General features: G+C 69.5%; 18 protein-coding genes and 1 tRNA gene. 10 read left to right on the top strand and 9 right to left on the bottom strand.

The window, feature by feature from the left end:
* Nucleotides 1–31: 31 nt before the first annotated feature.
* A complete protein-coding gene (locus H565_RS0100905; protein ID WP_027459378.1) occupies nt 32–1,651 on the top strand; it encodes an outer membrane protein assembly factor BamB family protein in 1,620 nt (539 codons plus the stop codon).
* A gap of 90 nt (nt 1,652–1,741) precedes the next feature.
* On the opposite strand, the gene H565_RS0100900 is transcribed toward H565_RS0100905, so the two are convergent.
* Nucleotides 1,742–1,817: transfer RNA gene (locus H565_RS0100900), tRNA-Ala, on the bottom strand.
* Nucleotides 1,818–1,941: 124 nt separating this feature from the next.
* Between H565_RS0100900 and H565_RS16750 the strand changes: the two genes are divergently transcribed.
* A complete protein-coding gene (locus H565_RS16750; protein WP_245576136.1) occupies nt 1,942–4,608 on the top strand; it encodes an IMP dehydrogenase in 2,667 nt (888 codons plus the stop codon).
* A gap of 66 nt (nt 4,609–4,674) precedes the next feature.
* Here H565_RS16750 and H565_RS0100890 read toward each other — a convergent pair whose 3' ends face one another.
* Nucleotides 4,675–4,977, bottom strand: a complete 303-nt coding sequence (locus tag H565_RS0100890; protein ID WP_027459377.1) for a hypothetical protein — start codon at nt 4,975–4,977, stop codon at nt 4,675–4,677.
* 102 nt (nt 4,978–5,079) lie between these two features.
* Between H565_RS0100890 and H565_RS0100885 the strand changes: the two genes are divergently transcribed.
* Nucleotides 5,080–6,348, top strand: coding sequence for an MFS transporter (locus tag H565_RS0100885; RefSeq protein WP_027459376.1), 1,269 nt, complete (start codon nt 5,080–5,082; stop codon nt 6,346–6,348).
* A gap of 65 nt (nt 6,349–6,413) precedes the next feature.
* The gene (locus H565_RS0100880; protein ID WP_027459375.1) at nt 6,414–6,923 is read left to right on the top strand and encodes a pyridoxamine 5'-phosphate oxidase family protein; all 510 of its coding nucleotides are present in this window, start codon (nt 6,414–6,416) and stop codon (nt 6,921–6,923) included.
* 8 nt (nt 6,924–6,931) lie between these two features.
* Here the strand turns inward: H565_RS0100880 and H565_RS0100875 are convergent, their stop codons facing one another.
* From H565_RS0100875 to H565_RS0100865, 3 genes are all read right to left on the bottom strand, one after another.
* Nucleotides 6,932–9,802: a GAF domain-containing sensor histidine kinase gene (locus H565_RS0100875; RefSeq protein ID WP_034407862.1), complete on the bottom strand. Its 2,871-nt coding sequence runs from the start codon at nt 9,800–9,802 to the stop codon at nt 6,932–6,934.
* A gap of 22 nt (nt 9,803–9,824) precedes the next feature.
* Nucleotides 9,825–10,508 carry a response regulator gene (locus tag H565_RS0100870; RefSeq protein ID WP_027459373.1) on the bottom strand — a complete coding sequence of 228 codons (684 nt, stop codon included), beginning with the start codon at nt 10,506–10,508 and terminating at the stop codon, nt 9,825–9,827.
* An 87-nt stretch (nt 10,509–10,595) separates the two neighbouring features.
* Nucleotides 10,596–12,422 (bottom strand): ABC transporter substrate-binding protein, encoded by a 1,827-nt coding sequence (locus H565_RS0100865; protein ID WP_034407859.1) that lies wholly within the window; start codon nt 12,420–12,422, stop codon nt 10,596–10,598.
* A gap of 225 nt (nt 12,423–12,647) precedes the next feature.
* On the opposite strand from H565_RS0100865, the gene hslO reads away from it, so the two are divergent.
* Genes hslO through H565_RS0100845 form a run of 4 tightly spaced genes read left to right on the top strand, consistent with a single transcriptional unit; the run spans nt 12,648 to nt 16,644 of the window.
* Nucleotides 12,648–13,571: an Hsp33 family molecular chaperone HslO gene (hslO, locus tag H565_RS0100860; protein ID WP_027459371.1), complete on the top strand. Its 924-nt coding sequence runs from the start codon at nt 12,648–12,650 to the stop codon at nt 13,569–13,571.
* 22 nt (nt 13,572–13,593) lie between these two features.
* Nucleotides 13,594–14,847, top strand: coding sequence for a S1C family serine protease (locus H565_RS0100855; protein WP_027459370.1), 1,254 nt, complete (start codon nt 13,594–13,596; stop codon nt 14,845–14,847).
* Between the two features lie 11 nt (nt 14,848–14,858).
* Nucleotides 14,859–15,998 (top strand): tRNA nucleotidyltransferase/poly(A) polymerase family protein, encoded by a 1,140-nt coding sequence (locus H565_RS0100850; RefSeq protein ID WP_027459369.1) that lies wholly within the window; start codon nt 14,859–14,861, stop codon nt 15,996–15,998.
* A gap of 37 nt (nt 15,999–16,035) precedes the next feature.
* Nucleotides 16,036–16,644, top strand: a complete 609-nt coding sequence (locus tag H565_RS0100845) for a site-2 protease family protein (RefSeq protein ID WP_027459368.1) — start codon at nt 16,036–16,038, stop codon at nt 16,642–16,644.
* A 59-nt stretch (nt 16,645–16,703) separates the two neighbouring features.
* Here H565_RS0100845 and trhA read toward each other — a convergent pair whose 3' ends face one another.
* The 4 genes from trhA to hpt all read right to left on the bottom strand — a co-directional run bounded on the left by trhA (nt 16,704) and on the right by hpt (nt 18,862).
* On the bottom strand, nt 16,704–17,366 hold the full coding sequence (trhA, locus tag H565_RS0100840; protein WP_027459367.1) for a PAQR family membrane homeostasis protein TrhA: 663 nt from the start codon (nt 17,364–17,366) through the stop codon (nt 16,704–16,706).
* A gap of 129 nt (nt 17,367–17,495) precedes the next feature.
* Nucleotides 17,496–17,858, bottom strand: a complete 363-nt coding sequence (locus H565_RS0100835) for a hypothetical protein (protein WP_027459366.1) — start codon at nt 17,856–17,858, stop codon at nt 17,496–17,498.
* A gap of 50 nt (nt 17,859–17,908) precedes the next feature.
* The gene (locus H565_RS0100830; RefSeq protein WP_034407855.1) at nt 17,909–18,334 is read right to left on the bottom strand and encodes a hypothetical protein; all 426 of its coding nucleotides are present in this window, start codon (nt 18,332–18,334) and stop codon (nt 17,909–17,911) included.
* A complete protein-coding gene (gene hpt, locus H565_RS0100825; RefSeq protein ID WP_027459364.1) occupies nt 18,335–18,862 on the bottom strand; it encodes a hypoxanthine phosphoribosyltransferase in 528 nt (175 codons plus the stop codon).
* A 79-nt stretch (nt 18,863–18,941) separates the two neighbouring features.
* On the opposite strand from hpt, the gene trpC reads away from it, so the two are divergent.
* Nucleotides 18,942–19,736 (top strand): indole-3-glycerol phosphate synthase TrpC, encoded by a 795-nt coding sequence (gene trpC, locus H565_RS0100820; protein ID WP_027459363.1) that lies wholly within the window; start codon nt 18,942–18,944, stop codon nt 19,734–19,736.
* 2 nt (nt 19,737–19,738) lie between these two features.
* On the top strand, nt 19,739–20,182 hold the full coding sequence (locus tag H565_RS0100815; protein WP_027459362.1) for a hypothetical protein: 444 nt from the start codon (nt 19,739–19,741) through the stop codon (nt 20,180–20,182).

Raw genomic sequence — 20,182 nt, 5'->3', positions numbered from 1 at the left:
GTAAAGGGAGTGTAAAGGAGCTTACCTTCACATGAGAAAAGCGCTCTCTCTCTCACTTGCCCTGCTGGGCGCGTCCGCCTTGGCGCAGGCCCCGTCTATCGCCGCCCCCACGGTCACCTGGTTCAAAGACCTCAAGGTGTTGTCCAGCCTCTCGGTGGGCGACGACGGGGACCTCTACTTCATCGGGTCCGACAACCGCCTGCACCGCACCGACGCGCGGGGGGTCGAACGCTGGAACCTCCCGGTCGGGGACATCGGGCGGGCCAGCCCGGTCGTGACGCCTCAGGGCACGGTGATTGCCGCCTCCTACGATGACCATATCTACGCGGCCGACCCTTCGGGCAAGCAACTGTGGCGCACCCGGCTCGACGGGGACATCTTTGCCACCCCCGCCCTGCGGGCCGACGGCAGCCTGATTGCGGCGACGGCGAGCGGCACGGTGTACGCGCTGGGACCGGGCGGCCAAGTGCTGTGGACCTTCAAGGTGGGGGCACCCGTCTTTAGCAGCCCGGCGGTCGCGCTCGACGGCACCATCTATTTCGGTGCGCACAACAACCGCCTGTACGCGCTGACCCCCGGCGGTCGGCTCAAGTGGACCTTTGGAGCCGGGTCGCTCGTCTTTAGCAGCCCGGCCATCGACCGTCAGGGCAACGTGTATTTCGGCTCCAGCGACCGCAAGCTTTATTCTCTGGATCCCGCCGGGAAGTTGCGCTGGACCCGGCAGACAGCCCTTTTCATCAATGCCAGCCCCATCGTCACGAGCGGGGACCTGGTCGTCGTGGGGAGCTATGACGGCAAGGTCTACGCCGTCAACACGGCGGGGGAGGACGCGTGGGTCTATGCAGCGGGCGCTCCGGTCGCGGCGGCAGCAGCAGAACTCGCCGACGGCAGCATCGTGGTGCCGGACCTGGCGGGGACCGTTCATGCCATCGGGCCGAACGGACAGGCCCGCTGGACCCTCAAGACGGGCAAGAAAATCGACACGTCCGTCGCCGTGAGTGACCGGGGAGTGCTGTATTTCTCCACCGAGGGCGGCGGCCTGAGCGCCGTGGAGCGGCAGGCTCCCCTCGCCGACGGTCCGTGGACGAGTTTCCGCAACGTGCCTGCCGGGTGGGGCCGGGTGCTCACCCCGCAGGAGGCTGCCGCCCGCACCGCTGCCAAGCGGGCGGCGCTGGCCGCGCTTCCGGCGACCCGCCCGAATACGGCGGCCCCCACTCAGCCTGCGCCCGCCGCCCCGGCTCCGGCCCCCACTCGCCCGGTGACGCCCCCGCTCGCCCCCACCCGCACGCCGCAGGCCGCCGCCGAGGCTGCCGGGCGCGGGGCCAGAGTCGTGGGGGGGCAGGTGGCCCTGCCCCTGAGCGACCTCACGGCGGCGCTGGGAGCGCGGGTGCAGGTGCTCACCCCGCGCACGGTGACGCTCGTCTTCTCCGGGGCCGGGGCCACCCCGCGCACCCTCCCCGTGCAGTTCGCGGGCCGCACCGCCTATGTCCCCCTCGCGGCCCTGAAGACCCTGCCGGGCGTGACCCTGCGGCTCGCGGGCGCGGGCCTGGAGCTGCGCCAGGGCGAGCGCCTCCTCACCCTGCCCCTCCAGGTGGCAGCCCTCGCGCCCCTGCGTCAGGAGCCGGAATACCCAGCGGTGGTGCGGCGCTGATACAGACCCACACCTCCACCCCCACTCGCACGGGTGGGGGTGGAGGTGAACAAGAAAAAAGCCCGCACGGGGCGGGCCTCCTTCTCTTTTTGGTGGAGTCGAGGGGGATCGAACCCCTGACCTCGTCATTGCGAACGACGCGCTCTCCCAGCTGAGCTACGACCCCACGTTTGTTGCCGGCCCTGTTCCAGGGCGAGGCAGAATCTAGCACGCTCCCTGAAGGCGTGCAAGGGGCGGGGCGGTCGGAGGGGCCGGACGTGTCCTCACCCGGCGCGGGTACACTGCGGTGCATGAGTGCCCCCTCGACCCCCGCTCAGACGCCAGCAAATCAGCCGTCCCCGGCGTCCCAGGAAGACCGCTATGCCTACAAGTTCGGGCGGGAAGGCATCACCTTCGACGACGTGTTGCTGCTGCCCCGGCATTCTACAGTGTTGCCGCACGAGGTCAGCGTCGAAACGCAGCTGACCCGGCGGGTGCGGCTGAACATCCCCTTCGTGTCGGCGGCGATGGATACGGTCACCGAAACCGCGATGGCCGTGGCGATGGCGCGCGAAGGCGGCCTGGGCATCATCCACAAGAACATGGGCATCGATGCCCAGGCCGAGACGATCCGCAAGGTCAAGCGCAGCGAGAGCGGCATGATTGTGGACCCCATCACCCTGCCGCCCTCGGCGAGCGTCGCCGACGCGGACCGCCTGATGGCCGAATACAAAATCAGTGGGGTGCCGATTACAGACCCTTCTGGCAAGCTGCTGGGCATCATCACCAACCGCGACCTGCGTTTTGTCGAGGACCTCCGCCTTCCGGTTGCGGACGTGATGACCCGCGAGGGCCTCATCACCGTGCCGGTGGGCACTACGTTGGAACAGGCGCAGGACATCTTCAAGCGCCACCGCATCGAGAAGCTGCTGGTGACCGACAGCGAGGGCTTCTTGCGCGGCCTCATCACCATCAAGGACCTCGCCAAGCGGGTCAAGTACCCCCGCGCCGCCAAGGACGACCTCGGACGGCTGCGGGTGGGCGCGGCCATCGGGGTGGGGGCTGACCTGCTGGACCGCGCTGGGGCGCTCGTCGCAGCGGGGGCCGACGTGCTGGTGCTGGACAGCGCTCACGGCCACAGCCAGGGCATCCTGAACGCCCTGACGCGGGTGAAAGAAACCTTCGACGTGGACGTGATTGCCGGGAACGTGGCGACCCGCACCGGGGCGCAGGACCTCATTGCGGCGGGCGCGGACGCGGTGAAGGTCGGCATCGGGCCGGGGTGCTTCGCGGCTGGCACCCGCGTGCTGATGGCGGGCGGCTATTACAAGAATATCGAAGACGTTAGGGTCGGGGACCGCGTCCTGAACATGCACGGGCGGCCCGTCACCGTCGTCAACGCGTGGTGCACCGGCATCCGCGAGGTGATAGCGGTGCGGCACGTTCACGCCCCCCGTGAGACGCTGGTGACCCCCGACCATCGCTACTGGGTGGGCGACCTGAGCACCGTGAGCGCCGCTTCCCTCCGTTCGGCGGGATACGCCCGTTCTTTGGGCCGCCCCACCCGCCTGGGCGAGAGCAAGTTGCGTTGGAAAGCCGTGGGGGAAGCGGAGGGAGACGTGTTCCTGATGCCCCGCCAGCTTCACTTCGAGCTGCCAGAGTCATTCGAAATCGACCTGAGTGATTTCGCGGTTCGGCAAGCCCCACTCCAGCAGCGTTACCAGACGAAGATTCGGGAGAGCTACGACCTCGGCTACCTGTTTGGCACTTTCCTGGGGGATGGACACGCCTTTATCAACCACAATGGCAGCGAAACGCGTGTGGGGTCCGAAATCGGGCGGGTGTCGTGGTACTTCTCGCACGAAGAGCGGGACATCGCGGACAAGCTGCGGGCCGCCGCCGAGCGGGTCACCGGTGTCCGTCCCAGCTTGAAGGTAGACGGCAACCTCATCACGGTGCATCTGTATTCTTTGCCGTGGGCGCGGCTCCTGGCTCAGTTCGGCAAGCGGGAACACAAGGCGTTGCCCCACACCTACTTGGTCAACAATGCGGAGTACCTGCGGGGCCTCAAAGACGGCCTGCTGGAGAGTGACGGCTACGTCGCCGCCGATGGTCGGCAGTGCTTCGTCAACTCCTCCCGCGAGTTGCTCGAACTGTTCGGGCTGCTGTGCCATCTCCTCGACGGCAGCCTCCCCAACATGCATGTGGAGCCTGGCGACCTCGGCGGGCTTCAGGGCGTCAAAGGTGAACTGCTCGACTCCTACCGCGCTCGACTCAGCGTCTCTCATGCGGCCCGGCAGCTTCCCGACTACGGGGTGGTGAAGCCCCTGTCCCGCCGCGAACTCAAGCTGAGTCTACCCGTCTATGACATCGAGGTGGATTGCCCCACCCACAGCTTTATTGCGGACAATGCGGTTGTTCACAACAGCATCTGCACCACCCGCGTCGTCACGGGCGTCGGCGTTCCGCAGGTGACAGCCATCTTCGAGGCGTCGGCAGCGGCGCTGGAGGCGGGAGTCCCGGTCATCGCGGACGGCGGCATCAAGCAGACGGGCGACGTACCCAAGGCGATTGCGGCGGGGGCCAGCGCCGTCATGATGGGGTCGATGCTCGCCGGAACGGACGAGGCCCCCGGCGAGATCGTGCTGCGCGATGGCCGCCGCTACAAGAGCTACCGGGGCATGGGGTCCTTGGGGGCGATGGACCAGGGCAGCTCAGACCGCTATTTCCAGTCGGGCAGCCGCAAGTTCGTCCCCGAAGGCATCGAGGGCATCATCGCCTACCGGGGCACCGTGGGCGAGGTGCTCTACCAGTTTGTCGGGGGCCTGCGCAGCTCCATGGGCTACTGCGGCGCACCTGACCTGGAAACCCTGCGCCGCGAGGCCCAGTTCATCCGCATCACGGGGGCGAGCCTGGTTGAAAGTCACCCCCACGGGGTCACCATCACCAAGGAAGCGCCGAACTACGGGGGGCGATAACGTTTCGCTTAGAAAGCCGCTGGCCGGCGGAGGCCAGCTCTTCCTCACCCTTCTCAGCGGGTCGGGTCAAACGACAATGCGGCGAAAAGCCCCATCCTCGCCCACAGCGGGGAGTTGGCCGTACATCAGTTCCTGCTCGACGACGCGGGCGATGTCCTCGCCGAGTTGCCCGGCGTCGCGCTCTTCAGTCTCTAGCGGCTGGGCCACCACGTCGAAGCCACGCAGGGTACTCACGTCCTGGTGCCGCACCTCCACACGTAGTTCGTTCTCGTGCACCTGGGGAGTGACCTGGATGCCTTCGGGATGCTCGTAGGTAAAGGCGGTGCGGAAAGCGGCGAGGGCTTCTTCGAGGTTCACGGGAGAGGTCATGCGGGCAGTCTGCCGCGCTGCCCCGCGCCGCGACTGCTGTTCGTCACACACCCCGAAAGGCGGGTAAATGGCAGGTAAAGACCCGCCCTATACTCGGCGCACATGACTGCAACCCAGCCGCCCGTGCGCCCGCCCGCCCCGACTCCGGTCAGTCCGTGGGCGCTGTCGGCCTTTTGGTTTGGCACCGCCTTTCATTGGCTGCTGCTGCTGCTCATCTTGATGCCCGCCGACGTGCTGCGCTTTGTGGGCGAGGCGCAAAAGGGCACCTATCTGGGCCTGCTGGTGGCGGTAGGGGCAGTCATCGGGCTGGTGCTGCCGCCCATCGTAGGGGCGCGGAGTGACCGTTCGGGGCGGCGGCTGCCCTATATCCGGCTGGGGCTGGCGGTCAACCTGGCGGGGCTGGCAGTGATGGCGTTTGCGGCCACGGTTCTTTCGGGGGTCGGGGGCTTTTGGGTGTATGTGGCGGGCTTCTTGCTCGTGCAGTTTGGCAACAACTATGCCACCGCCCCCTACAGCGCCCTGATTCCGCAACTTGTCGCGGTGCGCGAACGCGGGCGCTACAGCGGCGTGATGGCGATGCTCCAGGCTTTTGGGCAACTGCTGGGGGCGGTTGCCGCCTTCGGGCTGGGGGCGCTGGGGTTGCCCGCCTGGGTGTCTTACCTGCTGATTGCCCTACTGCTGCTTGGTCCGGCGCTCGTCACCCTGCGGGGGTTGCCCGCCGAGCTGGACCGGGTGGAGGGAGGGGGCGATGCTCCCCGGCTGAACTGGGCACAGGTCTTTGCCTACGCGCCCTTCTTCTGGGTGTTCGTGACGCGGGTGCTGTTCGCGCTGGGGCAGTACAGCGTGCAGCCCTTTTTGCAGTACTACAACGCCGACGTGCTGCGGCAGGCGGATGCGGGCACAAGCACTTCAGTCATGCTGGCCTGCATCATCGTGGGGAGCATCGCCTCGGCCCTCGTGGGCGGGCGGCTGAGCGACCGGGTGGGCCGCAAGCCGGTGATTTACGTGGCGGGCGGACTGATGGCCGGGGCGGCGCTCCTGCTGCTCATCGCGCCGGGCTTTGCGGCGGCGCTCGTGCTGGCGCTCGTCTTTGGGCTGGGCTTTGGGGCCTTTACCAGCGTGGACTGGGCGCTGGGCAGCGACGCGATGCCCAGCGCGGGCAGCTACGCCCGCGACATGGGCATCTGGCACGTGGCCTTTGTCGCCCCGCAGCTCTCCAGCGCCCCGCAGGGTGCCCTCCTCGACTGGGGCAACGCGCAGGGCGATAACCTGGGGTACACCCTCGTCTTCGGCCTCGCGGCGCTGTTTTTTGTGGCGGGCGTGGTATTGGTGCGCAACGTGCCCGACCGGGTCCATGAGAAGCTCGCCTGAACCCAACCTTGAGACGGTGCGGATGCCCCCATAGGGCGGCGCGGAGGGTGTGGCAAGGTGCCCCCATGAGCCAGAACCACGAGCACCCCACCCGCGAGGAAACCATCAAGGCGATGGCCGCCGTCATGAAGAACGTCAAGTTCGCCATGCTGACGGTGCAGGCAGAAGATGGCCACCTCCAGGCCCATCCCATGACCACCCAGCAGACCGAGTTTGACGGCGACGTGTGGTTCATCGGCGGCAAGGACACCGCGCAGGTCCAGAGCATGCGGGTCCGGCCCCACGTCAACGTCAGCTACGCGGACCACAGCGGCGGGAACTACGTCAGCATCAGCGGCGCGGCGCAGCTCGTCGAGGACCGCGCCAAGCTCGAAGAGCTGTGGAGCGACTTTTACAAGGCTTACTTTCCTGGGGGCATGGACGACCCCAACGTTCAGCTCATCAAGATTGAAGCGCAGGGTGGCGAGTACTGGGGCAGCGACGGCAAGCTCAAGAACTTCTTGCAGATGGCCCGCGCCGCCGTGACCGGCAAGCCCGCGACCGACCTGGGCACCAACGAGACCGTCGAGTTCTAGAGCAACTCCTATCCCGGTAGGGTAAACACCACGGCGGTGCCCCGCCCCGGTCCGCTCTCCAGCGTCAGCTCGCCCCCCGCGAGGGCCACCCGCTCGCGCAGCCCGATAAGGCCGAGGTGCCCGGCTTGGGCGCGGGCGTGGGCCTGCTGGGGGGTAAAGCCCTGGCCATCGTCCCGGACGGTCACGCACACCCCATCGGGGGCGTAGGCCACCCGGATGGCGGCGCTGCGGGCACCTGCGTGCTTGTCCACGTTGGTGAGGGCTTCTTGAACCAACCGGAACACGGTGAGTTCGAGGGCGGGAGCCAGGCGGCGCTCCTGGCCGCTGACTTCCAGCCGGGTCTCGGTGGTGGCTTGCCCCGCCAGCCATTCCAGCGCGGGCAAGAGGCCGAGGTCGTCCAGGACGCTGGGGCGGAGGTTGCGGGCAAAGCGGCGCACGCTTTCGATGGCCGCGTTCAGGTCCTCCAAGATGTCCTGCGCCCGCTCGCGCCCCGGCCCCTCCAACTCGCGGGCGAGGCGGGCGACCCGGCGCGAGGTCGCGACGAGCACCTGCGCAGTGTCGTCGTGCAGCTCGCGGCTGATGCGGCGGCGTTCTTCTTCCTGAGCCTGGGTAAAGAGGGACAGATAGGTCCGCAGCTCGGTTTGGCGGCTCGTCGCGGCCTCCAGCGCCCGGCCCCGGCGCTGAATCTCGGCGGCCAGGGTTTGGAGTTCGGAAAGGTCGCGGGCGACCGCCAGCATGCCCCCCGCTGGCCCGCTCACGGCACTCAGGCGCACCTCCAGGCGGTACGGCCCCACCTCAAGCTCGGCGCGGCCCCCGGCGGCCCCGCCCAGCGCGGCTTCCCAAGCGGCTTGCAGGGCGGGCCGCGACCCCGGCGCGGGGAGGGTCAGCAGGCTCGCGCCCACGAGCGGCCCCAGCAACCGCACGGCGGCGGGGTTGGCGTAGGTGATGACCCCCGTCCCGTCCGCGCTGAGAATCAGGTCATGCGCTCCCTCTGCGAGTTGACGGTAGCGGGCTTCCTCCCGTGCGAGCGCCGAGAGCAGCCGCTCGCGGGTCAGCGTCAGGGCCATCTGGTCGGCAACGCTGCGCGCGAGGGCCAGCACCCGGTCACTCGGCGGCTGGGTGCTGGGGTCATCGGCATAGAGAAAGCCCAGCAGCTCCTCGCCCTCGCCGCCCCCCCGCAGCGGCACAATCAGGGCGCTGCCCGCGACGGGAAGGGCGTGCCGCCGGGTCAGCGGGCGCGGTCCCCGGCCCAGTTGTCCCGCGAGCGAGGCGAGGTCGGCCTCGCCCGGCGGGTGCAGGTTGTAGGTCGCGCAGCGCTCTACCCCGCCGCCTTCTCCCATCAGCGCGAGGAGTCCCCGGCCCGCCCCCAGCGCCAGGGTCGCCAGCCGCACGGCCTCCGCCAGGGCGCGGTCACTCTGGTCCTCGCCCAGCAAGCGGCCCACATTGAGCAAGACGGCGGCTTCGCGTTCGCGCCGCAGCTCTTCTTCGTACAGCCGGGCGTTCTCGATGGCGAGGGAAGCCTGCCCCGCAAAGACCTCCGCGAGGGCGAGGTCGTCGGTACCGAGGGGCAAGGGGGCCGTCCAGTAGAGGGTGAGCACCCCGAACACGCCGGAGCGGGTGCCCAGCGGCAGGCTGACCACCCCCCGGTAGGGGTATTCGCCCCGTGCGAGCAAGGCCCGTGCGTAGCGGCTGCTGCCCCCGTAGCCCTCGGCGGGGAGGTCGCGGGCGGCCACCATCTCGCGGCGCTGCGCCGCTCGCCCAGTGACCCCGCCCCCCACCTTGGCCCGTGCCCGCAGCACGTACTCGTCGGGCAGCCCCAGCGCCGCCCGGATGGAGAGGGTGCGTCCGTCGGGGTGCAGCTCGTAGACGCCCGCCGCGTCCGCTCCAAAGAGGAGGGTGGCCCGCTCCAGCACCCTGGAGAGGGTGTCGGGCAGGTGCAGGCTGCCGGCGAGCGCTGCCCCCGCTTCCCGCAGCGCTTCAGCGGCCTCGCGTTTGCGCGTCTCGGTGCCGTAGAGCCGGGCATTGTCGATGGCGAGGCTGGCTTGCTCGGCGAGCGCGAGCACCAGCCAGGTATCGTCTTCCGAGACACGGACCCCCGCCGAGCGGCTGTCCACGTACAGCAGCCCCAGCGGACGCCCCCGCGCCCTGAGCGGAGCGATAAGGGCCACTTCGGGGTCGAGTTCGGCCAGGCCCGCCGCCAGGGGGGAGGCGGCGTCCCGGCTGCGGTCGTACACGATGACCTCGCCGCGCTCGACCAAACGCCCAAAGGAGACGGGGCCTACGCCCACCCCGCCCGTGAAGGCCGAGTCGAAGCCGTACGAAAAGACCTCGCCCGTCCGCGCCCGACCCTCCTGCACCTCGCTGAACAGGGCCACGAACGCCCGCCCGAAGCCCAGCGAGAGCGCGGCACTCTCGGCGGTGGCCGTCAGCACCTCCGCGAGGTCGAGGCTGCCCCCCAGCCGCCGCACCAGCTGCTCGACTGTCTCCGCCACCCGGCCCCGCCCCCGCCGCGTCTCGCGGGCTTGCACCCCCTCCAGCGCGAGCGTCAGGAGCGGCGTGAGTCCGGCGAGCGCCGCTACGCCCGTGCCCTCCGCCCCCACGAACTCCAGCACGCCGCCCCCAAAGGGCAGGGCGAGCAGCATCCCCTCCTCCTGCCGCTCACCCGTCGCGAGTGCTCGCGCCGCCAGCGTGCCGTCACACAGGCCCAAGCCCCGGCCTTCGGCCCCCACGACCACGAGGCCCCCACCCGTCACCGCCCACACCTGCACCCCGTGCGCCCGCACCGTCTGGCAGGCAAACCGGGCCAGCGCCTCGCCAAACGCCACTACCGTGGGCGCGGCGGCGAGGTCGGGGGGCAGGGGCGGCAGAGGCAGGGTCATGGGCGCGGGCGCTTAGCCACCCTCACAGCGTCTTCGGGTCAATCCAGCCGCGCTTGATGCCGTAGAGGACCGCCTCGGTGCGGCTGCCTACGTCGAGCTTGGAAAAGATGTTGGCGAGGTGCACCTGCACCGTGCGCGGGCTGATGTCGAGGTCGCGGGCGATTTCCTTGTTGGTGCGGCCCGTAGCGGCCACCCGCAACACCTCCAGCTCGCGGGGGCTGAGGGCCTCTTCGGGGGGGGTGGGCGTCTGCTGGGTGCTGAAGCGCTCCAGCACCTTGCGAGCAACCGACGGATGCAGGGCGCTTTCCCCCGCCGCGACCGCCCGCACGGCCCCCACCAGGTCGTCTTCAGAAGCGTTCTTCAGCAGGTAGCCCGCCGCGCCCGCCTCCAGCAGCGCAAAGACGTAGGCGTCGTCATCGTAGCTCGTCAGCACGAGAACGCCGACGCCGGGCAGAAAGGCCTTAATCGCGCGCGTGGCCTCGATGCCGTTCATGCCGGGCATCGACACGTCCATCAGGATGACGTGGGGCCGCAGGGTGCGGGCCTTTTCCACCGCGTCCTCGCCGCTGTCGGCCTCGCCCACAACGCGCAGGTCGCTTTCGCCCTCCAGCAGCTCGCGGGTGCCCTTGCGCACAACCGGATGGTCGTCGACCAAAAGGAGGGTGATGGGCCGCGGGGAAGCGGCGTGAGGGTCAGCGTCGTGCATGGGGTCAGGATACGCGCCGGGAGTGGCCGCGGGCCAAGGAAAGCCGCCCCCACGGGGGAGGGCGGCTCTCTCAGAGGGACGTTCGCTTCAGTTCTTGCTGAGGTTTTTCCAGTAGGTCCCAGCACGCGAGAACGACAGCATCGGGTTGTAGTTCTCCTCGCTGATGCCCTGGATGTTGTCGCGGTAGGCCAGGATACCGGGGCTGCTGGGCATCAGGATGAAGTAGGCCTGGTCGCGGGCACGCTCGGCAATCTGGGTGTACAGCTCGTCGCGGCGTTCGGCGTCGGTGGTGGTCCGGGCTTCATTCACCCAAGCGTCAAGCTGCTCGTCCTTGAAGTTGGCGCGGGGGTGGTAGTAGCCCTGGCTGGAGTAGAAAGTGTGCACGAAGTTGTCAGGGTCGGCGTAGTCGGGTGCCCAGCCGGTAATGATCAGGATTTCCTGGCCCTTGTCCCCGGCTTCCAGAATCTCGCTCCACTGCTTGGCTTCGAGGTTGATCCTGAACTTGGGGTTCAGAGACTCGATGTTCTTTTTCAGCAGTTCCATCGCGGTCTGGGCCGCCACACTGCCCGCCCGGTAGGTGGCGTTCACGACAAAGCCCTTGTCCCACACTTCGCCGCCCCAAGCCTGCTGGAAGGCTTCACGGGCCGCATCGAGGTCAAACTTCGCGGGTTCCACATCGGGGTTGTAGCCGGGGAAAGTTTCGGGCAGCAGGAAGTTGCGGGGTTCACCCACGCCGTTTTGCACTTCCTTGATGTAGGTGTCGACGTCAAAGGCCGCGACAAAGCCCCGGCGCACATTCACGTCACTGAAGAAGTTCGCGGGGATGCCCTGGCCGTCGAGCTTGCCGCTGCCCAGACGCCCCTCGCCCTTGATGTCCTGGTTCATGAAGATGCCAAAGGCGCTGGTATCGGGCAGGTTGTCGAGGACCGCCACGCCGGGCTTGCCCCGGAGCTGCTCTTCGATGATGGCGCGCCCACCCGTTTCGACCATGTCGGCGTCACCGCGCAAGAAGGCCTGGAGGCGGGCCGCCTGCTCCGGCACAATCTGAATCAGGATGTTCTTGATGCTGGGCTTGTCGCCCCAGTAGTTCTCGAAGGCCTCGGCGCGGAAGGCCGTCGCGTCCTTGCTGACGAACTTGTAAGCCCCGGTGCCGCTGGGCTGACGCGACAGCGGGCTGTTGGTGAGGTTCTTACCCACCGCGTCTTTCCAGGTGGCCTCGGTGCCGTCCCACTCACCGATTTTCTTGGCGTGCTCAGAGTCCACGATGGCCTGGCCGGTGTAGGCCAGCTTGGAGAGGAACGCGGGGTCGGGCTTCGGGAGGGTAAACACCAGCGTCTCGCCATCGCAGCGCACGGCGTTGCTGATTTTTTCCCAGGTGATCGAGGGGTCGTCGTTGGCGTTGGAGCCAGTGCCCAGCAGGCTTTCTGCCAAGAACCAGTTGCCGCTGTCGCTGGTGTTGGTGACCAGGTTGCGCCGGAAGGTGTATTCGGCGTCCGCGCACTTGAACTCGTTGCCAGAGTGGAACTGCACGCCCTCGCGCAGGGTAAAGCGGTACTCGGTGCCCCCGTTGGCGATGTTCCATTCGGTCGCCAGGAGCGGCTCAAGTTCGGTCAGGCTGTTGCCCTGGTAGGTGACGAGGGTCTCGTAAAGGTTCTCGACGACCTGGCCGCTCCCCGTGTCGTAGGTGGTGCCGGGGTCCAGCGTAGGGATGTCGGCGCTCTCCTGCACGACGAGCACGTCGCGGTTGCCGCCGGAGGTGGTGCTGCCCGTTCCACTGCTGCCCTCGGTCGCGGTCGTGCCGCTTGCGGCGGTGTTGGCTTCGTTCTTGTTGTCGCAGGCGGCCAGGGTCAGGGCCAGGGTTGTCAGGGCAATCAGGCCCAGGGGACGACGGAATCGGGAATCAACTTGGGTCATAAAAACTCCTCTGGAGAGCGGAGGTGAGGGGGCAAAAACCGAACAAAAGCAGCGCTCTCGCCCCGGCGGGGGGATCAAACTGCCGGGAAGAATAGCAGCCTAGCGCGGCTCAATGAGGAGTTCGACCGCTCTGATTAAGCGTGATGAAGCGGTGATGGCAGGCTCCCGCCCCCGATTGGGATTCCCCGCACAGCGGGCTTGAGTGTCCTCATGTAAGGTTTCATGATGACTTCAGGGACGCCCTCGGAAACATACAGGGATTCCTTCGTGTTGCGCGGCTTGGCGGCGGGGGGAACCCTACGGCTGGTCGGCATTGACGCGACGGGACTGGTCGAAGAAGCGCGGGTGCGCCACCGCCTGAGCAAGACGGCGACCGCCGCGCTGGGCCGCACGCTGGCGGCATCGGCGCTGCTGGCCGTTGTGCTGGGCAAGAAGCCCGATAGCCGGGTGACCGTGCGGGTGCAGGGCGGGGGGCCGGTGGGCTGGATTGTGGCCGAGGGCAGCGCGGACGGGCGGGTGCGCGGGTACGTGCGCGAGCCGGGGGCCGACCTGCCCGTGCGGGCGTCGGACGGCAAGCTGGACGTGAGCGGCATTGTCGGCGTCAACGGCGAGGTGGCGGTTACCCGGCTGCTGGACAACGGCGAGCCATACACGGGCAGCGCCGAACTTGTGAGCGGTGAGATTGCCGAGGACGTCAGCGCGTACCTGGGCATCTCCGAGCAGATTCCCAACGCCGTGCTGCTCGGCGTGTACGAGGAAGGCGGGCGCGTCGACCGAGCGGGCGGGCTGCTGGTGCAGGCGATGCCCGGCGTGACCGAAGAGACGCTGGCCCGGCTGGAGGCCAACATTCGCGCGATGGGCCAGCTCACCGACCACCTGCGCCGGGGCAGCCTGCTCGAAGCGATGGAGGCGGCGGCAGGGGGCCTGGACCTCGTGCTCGCCGACGCCGCGCAGCCCGCCCGGTTCGAGTGCCGCTGCTCGCGGGAAAAGGCCCTCGATAGCTTGAAGTTCTTTGCGCCGAGCGAGCGCCAGGAGATGCGCGACGAGGGCGGACAAGAGGTCGTGTGCCACTGGTGCGGCGAGCACTACCTCCTCACCCCTGGTGAAATCGCCAGCCTCGACGCGGAAACGGCGCGGGCGCAGGCCTGAACCGACCTGGAATAATCCCCCCATGAAACGCCGTCTCCCCATTGCCACCTTGTTGGTTCTCGTGGGTTTGGGCCTGGGGGCCACGCTGCTGCGCGACCAGGTGCCGCTGTCGGGTGCTCAGCCGCCCGCGCCCGCCGCGACGGGGACGGCCCCGGCCAGCGAGGCGGGTGCCCTGCTTCAGAACGAACGCAACACCATCGACATCGTGCGCCGCTACGAGCCGGGGCTGGTCTTTATCAGCACCGAGCTGGAGGTCGTGCAGGACCTCGGCTGGCTCTTTGGCGGCAGCCAGACCCAGGTGCAGCAGGGGGTGGGCAGCGGCTTTTTCGTGAACGAGGCGGGCGACATCCTCACGAACTACCACGTCATTGCGGGCGAGGGGGGCCAGGGCACCGCCGACCGCATCACCATCCGGGTGATGGGCCAAGAACAGCCCGTGCCCGCCGAGGTGGTGGGCACCGCGCCTCAGTACGACCTCGCTCTGCTGCGTGCCCCCACCCTGCCCCGCAACCTGATTCGGCCCATCCCGCTGGGCGACAGTGACACCCTCGCGGTGGGGCAAAAGGCCGTGGCGATGGGCGCTCCCTTCGGGCTGGAGTTCAGCGTCACCGAGGGCATCGTGAGCAGCACCGAGCGTCAGATTCCCATCGGCTTTTCGGGGACGGGCACGGGCGAAGGCATCACCCAAAAGGCCATTCAGACCGACGCGGCGATCAACCCCGGCAACTCCGGGGGACCGCTGCTGGATTCCAGGGGCCGGGTCATCGGCATCAACACCCAGATTGCGACCGGCGGCAGCCAGCAAAGCGCCGGGGTGGGCTTTGCCATCCCGGTCAACGCCGCCAAGAACCTGCTGCCCCGGCTGCAACAGGCGCGGGGCGGCGAGGTCCGCGCGCCCCGGCTGGGCATCACGGCGGGCCTGATTGTGCAGGCGCGGGGGCGGCAGGCGGCGGTGGGCCTGAGCGCGCTCACCGCCGAAGGGCGGCGGCAGCTTGGCCTGCCAGAACGCGGGCTGGTGGTCGGGCAGGTCGAGCCGAACTCCGCTGCGGCCCGCGCCGGGCTGCGGGGCGGGGAAGCCCGCGAGTTTCCCGGCGGCGTGATTGCGCTGGGGGGCGACGTGATTGTGGGGGCCGAGGGCAGGCCAGTCGACGCCCTGGAGGACCTGCAAGCCGCCCTGCTGGAAAAGCGCGAGGGAGACACCGTCACCCTGCGCGTCTGGCGGGAGGGCCGCGAGCGCGAGGTGCGGGCTACCCTCGACGCCTCCGCCTTTGAGTGAGGGGTTCCCCGGTGACCGCTGGCCCCGCCGCCCCCGGCCTGGAAGTCTGGGAGCGCCTCCGCCCCGGCGACCGCGCTTGGCTGCGCTCGCTGGCGCGGGGGGCGGGGGCGGGAGCACGGGTCGCGCTTGTGGGCGGGGCGGTGCGCGACGCGTTGCTCGGCGGCACGCCTCTCGACCTCGACGTGGCGGTGGAAGGGGTGGACGCGGGGGCGCTGGCGGCGGCCAGTGGCCTCCCAGCGCTGGTGCATCCCGCCTTTGGCAACGCGACCGTCACCCTGCCCGATGGCCGGCACGCCGACCTCGTGCGGGCGCGGCGCGAGACCTACCCGGTGCCCGGCGCAAATCCGCGGCCCCTTCCCGGCACGCTGGAGGATGACCTTGCCCGGCGCGACTTCGGGCTGAACGCGCTGGGGCTGGAAGTGCCCCCAGAGGGAGCGCCCCGCCTGCTCGACGTGACCGGCGGCTTGGCCGACCTGCGGGCGCGGGTGCTGCGGCCCCTGCACCCCCACTCGCTGCACGAGGACGCCAGCCGCCTGGTGCGTGGGGCGCGGCTCGCCGGGCGGCTGGGGCTGGAGGCTCATTCGGAGCTGCGGCGGCAGGTGCCGGACGCCCTGGCGATGGCCGCGCAGACCCCCCGCCTCTGGGCCGAGCTGCGGCTGCTGCTGCATGAACCCCGGCCAGGGCGGGCCGCCCGCGTGCTGGCGGAGTGGGGGGCGGGCAAGCTGCTCCCCGCCGGGGCCGCCGAGCGGCTGGCCGCCCTGGATGCCCGGCGGGAGGCGGGGGTGCCCCTTCCCCCCGCCGCGTATGGGGCGGTCCTGCTCTCGGCAGCCCCCGACCCGGCGGCGTGGGCGGGCCGGCTGGGGCTGGGCGAGAAGCCCGGAGCGCTGCTGGCCCGCGCCCTGGGGGACGCGCCCGCCGCCCCCGGCAGTCCGGAAGCGGCCTTGCGCGAGCTGCTGCGCCCAGGGGCCTACGCGGGCCTGAGCGGGCGGGACGTGCTGGCGCGGGGGGTGCCGCCCGGTCCGGCGGTGGGGGCGGCCCTCGCGCACCTCGCGGCGCTGCGCCGAGCGGGGGCAGTGCGCTCGCGGCCCGACGAGGAGGCGGCGCTGGAGGCGTATCTCCGGGAGCGGGCCGCCACTCCGTCACCGGGCTGACCGCGCCGAGGCGGAAGCGGCCCGTAGAATCCCCCCTATGCTGCTCAGTCTCCTGACCCAGAACCCGCTCGCCTTTGTCATCGTCGCGGCGGCGCTGGCGCTCTCCTTGACCGTGCACGAGTTCGCCCACGCCTGGACCGCCGACCGATTGGGCGACCCCACGCCGAGGCGCTTCGGGCGGGTGACCCTCAATCCCGGCAAGCACCTCGACCCCTTCGGCACGCTGCTGCTGCTTATCGCGGGCTTCGGGTTCGCCAAGCCGGTGCCGATTAACCCGAACAACCTGGGGCGCTGGGGGACCCTGTGGGCCACCGCCGCCGGACCCCTCAGCAACATCCTGATTGCCCTGCTGTGCGCCGTGCTGCTGGCGGTGCTGCCACCCACCAATCTGGTCGCGGTGATTTTGCTCACCGTGCTGAGCGTCAACATCGTCCTGGCGGTCTTTAACCTGATTCCGATTCCGCTGCTGGACGGCAGCCGCATCCTGGGAGCGCTCGTGCCCTCGCTGGGCCGCAGCCTCGCGCAGTTCGAGGCCCAGCCCTTTTCGTTCCTCATCGTGATGCTGTTTATTTTCCTGGCCCGCGACCCCATCGGGCAAATCATCGGGACCGTGCAGCGCTGGGTGCTGGGCTTCGTCGGGTTTTGAGGTTCGCCCCACAGCAGAGGCCCTGGCTGTTCTGGCTGGGGCCTTTGTTCCTGCCGGACTTAGCGCAGGTGAAACATCATCGCCACGTGCGCCCCGCTGCCGCCGAGCACGAAGAGGTGCCAGACCTCGTGGAAGCCCCAGTGTTGGGGAAACACCTCTCCACCGGGGCGGGGGTGCCAGCGCTTGGTGGCGTAGATAACCGCCCCGACCGAATACAGGACGCCCCCCGCCGCCAGCCAAAACAGGGCCGCGCCGGAGAGGGTGCGGGCGAGCTGCGGCAAAAAGAGCAGCGCCAGCCAGCCCATCCCCAGATACAGCAGGGTGCTGACCCAGCGCGGCAGCCGCAGGGTGAGCAGCTTGAGGAGCACTCCCGCCCCCGCGATGCCCCACACCAGCCCCAGCACCGCGCCCCGCCACGCGCCCTCCAGCCCGAAATAGGCGACCGGGGTATAGCTTCCGGCAATCAGGAGGAAGATGCCCGCGTGGTCGAGCTTGCGCAGCCACAGCAGGCCGCGCTCGCCGGGACGAAAGGAGTGGTAGCTTGCCGAAGCTGCGTACAGCGCCACCATGCTCAGCCCGAACACTGCGAAGGGCCACAGCGCCAGCCCCCGCGCCGAGGCCCACCCCAGCAGCGGCCCCAGCAAGAGGAGCGCGGCCACGGCCCCGGCCCAGTGGGTCAGGGCGTTCACGGGTTCGCGGGGGGCGGTCAAGAGTCGCTTCACGGCCCTTAGGGTACGGCGCGGGGCCGGGGGGATGTGGGGCTTGGAACGGGATTTAGCGGGGACGCACTCCCGGCATTGTTGCCACCTTGCCCCTCGCTCCGCTCGGTTGATTCTCTGGAATCAACCCAATCAGACCGGCTTGCGCAAGCTCGCAAACACCAATCCGAAAATCCAGCACAGCACGACGAGGCCGATGAGGGACGCGTCGAGGTTGAAGTCGGGCCGCAGGGCGTCACCCGTCACCTTAAACACCCCGTAGGGGGCCAGCCAGCCCAGCGCATAGAGGGAAGCCCGGCGCAAGAAGGGCCGAGTCTGCGCCGCGACCGGAAAGAGGCGGGCGGGCAGCAGCATGGCGGGCAGCAGCAGCAGTTGCGCGAGCCAGAACCACAGCGGCAACTCTCCGAAGCCGTGTTCGACCCCGGCAAACAGCACGTTAAGGGCCGCAATCAAGAGGCCCGTCACCATCATGGAGCGCAGCAGGAGGGGATTCACCCGCGCATGTTGGCACAGGGGCGGCGGGGTGGGGTGCCGCTCCCCATCCCTCAGCGCCCGCTCAGGGTAACCAGGGTCTGCGGCCCCGGCAGCTTGTCGGCGACGTACTGAATCTGCTCGGCCCCGCGGCTCAGCAGCGCCGCGAACTCGTCGGCATCGCGGTAAAGGCCCTCCGGCCCGCCCAGGGGGACGTATCCGCCCGCCTCCAGCGGAGGAAGGAGGGCGCGGGGCTGCCAGCCGGAAAGGACATACTGCTCGACCCGCGCCTGCCCAGAGCGCACTTCCTCCCGGTAGGAGCGGCTCTCCGGGCAGGTCGGCGTGGCCCCCGCGGGCACGGGGGCGACCCCCCAGACCTGGCCCGGTGCCTCTATGCAATACAGCGGCCCGCGCCAGCGGCTCTCGCGGAGTTGCCAAACGCCCAGGCCCGCGCTCAGCAGCGCGAGCGCCGCCCAAGCCAGGAGGGAAGCCCGCCGCACCTACGCCTGACTGGTGATGAAGGGGAGGTTGCGGTCAAACTGCGCCCGGTCAAGGCCATAGCCGTAGACAAAGGCGTCGGGAATGGTAAAGCCCAGGTACTCGACGGGGACTTCCACTCGGCGGCGGCTGGGCTTGCTCAGCAGGGCCGCGACCTTGAGGCTGGCGGGGCCGCGCCCCTGGAGGTAGTGCAGCAAGTAGTTCATGGTGATGCCCGTATCGACGATGTCTTCCACCAAAATCACGTGCCGCCCGCTGATGGGAAACTGCAGGTCCTTGACGAGCTTGACCTCGCCGCTGGTCTGCTTGGCGTCTCCGTAAGAGCTGGCCTGGAGAAAGTCGATGGTGCAGGGCATTCCAATCGCCCGCACGAGGTCGGCGTGAAACATAAAAGCACCGTTCAGCACGCAAATCAGGTGAGGCTCCCGGCCTGCGTAATCCTGCCGAATCTTGTGGCCGAGTTCCTGAATGCGGGCTTGGAGTTGCTCCTGCGTAATCTGCACGGGGCCGTTGCCGGGGGCGAGGCTCATATGAGACTCAGGCTAACACGGCCTTTACCCGAAAGAAGCCCCGCCGCCCCGCCCCCCAGCACCCTATACTCCCGCCCATATGACCGCTGCGCCGCTGACCGAGGCTGTCTCCATTCCCGGCGTCCTGGGGCGCATCGTGCGCGAGCGGGTGGCCGACTATGCGGACGCTGACCCCGCGCTGGGGCGGGCACGGGCGCGGGCGCGGGCCTTTCAAGCTGCCCTCACCGGGCCGGGCCTCGCCCTGATTGCGGAAGTCAAGCGGGCCAGCCCCAGCCAGGGAGCCATTGCGCCCCTGGACCCGGCGGCGGCGGCCCGCGCTTACGTGGCGGGCGGAGCGTGCGCCATCAGCGTGCTCACCGAAGCCCGGCACTTCGGCGGCAGCCCGCAGGCCCTGCGCGAGGTCGTAGGGGCCGTGGCCGCACCCGCCTTGCGCAAGGATTTCGTGGTGCACCCCGCCATGCTGCGTGAGGCCGCTGAGTGGGGGGCTGCGGCAGCCCTGCTGATGGTCAGCGTGCTGGGCGAGGCCACGGGCGAGTACCTAGAAGCCGCCCATCACGCCGGGCTCGATGCCCTGGTCGAGGTGCACGACGAGGCCGAGCTGGAGGTTGCCTTGGCTTGCGGCGCCGAGATCATCGGCGTCAACAACCGCGACCTGCGGACGCTGGAGATTGACCTGACGGTCAGCCCCCGGCTGATGCGGCGGGCGCGGGCGGCGGGCTTTACGGGTCTCCTCGTCGCCGAGAGCGGTTACCGCAGCGCCGCCGACCTCGCGGGGGTGCACAGCCTGGCCGACGCAGTTCTCGTGGGCAGCAGCCTCGCGGGGAGTGGTGACCTGGAGGGGGCGACGCGGGCGCTGCTTGCGGGGAGCGCCTGAGCGTGCTCGCGGCCCTTTACCTGCTGCTGGCCCTCGCCTTTGCCGGGGCGCTCGCCGTCCTCCTGCTGCGTCCCGGCGCGGCGCGAGCGGGCGTGGTGTGGGGGTTGGCGGCGGGGCTGCCGCTGCTCGCGGCTTTGGCGGGGGCCTTTGCCGGACAGACGCGGGCCGCCCGGACCCTCCAGGGGTACGTGCCCGCACCCGTCCCCGTCGTCCTCGTGAATGGGGGGGGCCGCACCCGCCTGACCCTCGCCCCGGCGGACGCCGCCTGCGTGGAGCGGGCGCTGCGCCTCGGCGTGCCAAGCGAACTGAGGACGAGCGGTCCGCCCCTCCTCCTCACCCCAGAAACCAGGATTGAGGGCACCCTGCCCCCCCGCGAGGTTGTGGAGGCCCTCACCCTGCGCGGCCTGGAGTGTCCCCATGTGCGGGCGGTGGCGGGGGAGGGGTGA

Origin of the sequence: Deinococcus murrayi DSM 11303 (assembly GCF_000482805.1) — a bacterium.
In the GTDB taxonomy this organism is placed as follows: Bacteria; Deinococcota; Deinococci; order Deinococcales; family Deinococcaceae; genus Deinococcus; species Deinococcus murrayi.
Note: the sequence above shows the minus strand (reverse complement) of the source record. Positions and strands in the feature narration are given on the sequence as shown.

What these genes read in the sequence shown, in the direction of transcription:
- H565_RS0100905 (WP_027459378.1), top strand. Translation starts at nt 32, where the DNA reads ATGAGAAAAGCGCTCTCTCTCTCACTTGCCCTGCTGGGCGCGTCCGCC.
- H565_RS16750 (WP_245576136.1), top strand. Translation starts at nt 1,942, where the DNA reads ATGAGTGCCCCCTCGACCCCCGCTCAGACGCCAGCAAATCAGCCGTCC.
- H565_RS0100890 (WP_027459377.1), bottom strand. Translation starts at nt 4,977, where the DNA reads ATGACCTCTCCCGTGAACCTCGAAGAAGCCCTCGCCGCTTTCCGCACC.
- H565_RS0100885 (WP_027459376.1), top strand. Translation starts at nt 5,080, where the DNA reads ATGACTGCAACCCAGCCGCCCGTGCGCCCGCCCGCCCCGACTCCGGTC.
- H565_RS0100880 (WP_027459375.1), top strand. Translation starts at nt 6,414, where the DNA reads ATGAGCCAGAACCACGAGCACCCCACCCGCGAGGAAACCATCAAGGCG.
- H565_RS0100875 (WP_034407862.1), bottom strand. Translation starts at nt 9,802, where the DNA reads ATGACCCTGCCTCTGCCGCCCCTGCCCCCCGACCTCGCCGCCGCGCCC.
- H565_RS0100870 (WP_027459373.1), bottom strand. Translation starts at nt 10,508, where the DNA reads ATGCACGACGCTGACCCTCACGCCGCTTCCCCGCGGCCCATCACCCTC.
- H565_RS0100865 (WP_034407859.1), bottom strand. Translation starts at nt 12,422, where the DNA reads ATGACCCAAGTTGATTCCCGATTCCGTCGTCCCCTGGGCCTGATTGCC.
- hslO (WP_027459371.1), top strand. Translation starts at nt 12,648, where the DNA reads ATGACTTCAGGGACGCCCTCGGAAACATACAGGGATTCCTTCGTGTTG.
- H565_RS0100855 (WP_027459370.1), top strand. Translation starts at nt 13,594, where the DNA reads ATGAAACGCCGTCTCCCCATTGCCACCTTGTTGGTTCTCGTGGGTTTG.
- H565_RS0100845 (WP_027459368.1), top strand. Translation starts at nt 16,036, where the DNA reads ATGCTGCTCAGTCTCCTGACCCAGAACCCGCTCGCCTTTGTCATCGTC.
- hpt (WP_027459364.1), bottom strand. Translation starts at nt 18,862, where the DNA reads ATGAGCCTCGCCCCCGGCAACGGCCCCGTGCAGATTACGCAGGAGCAA.
- trpC (WP_027459363.1), top strand. Translation starts at nt 18,942, where the DNA reads ATGACCGCTGCGCCGCTGACCGAGGCTGTCTCCATTCCCGGCGTCCTG.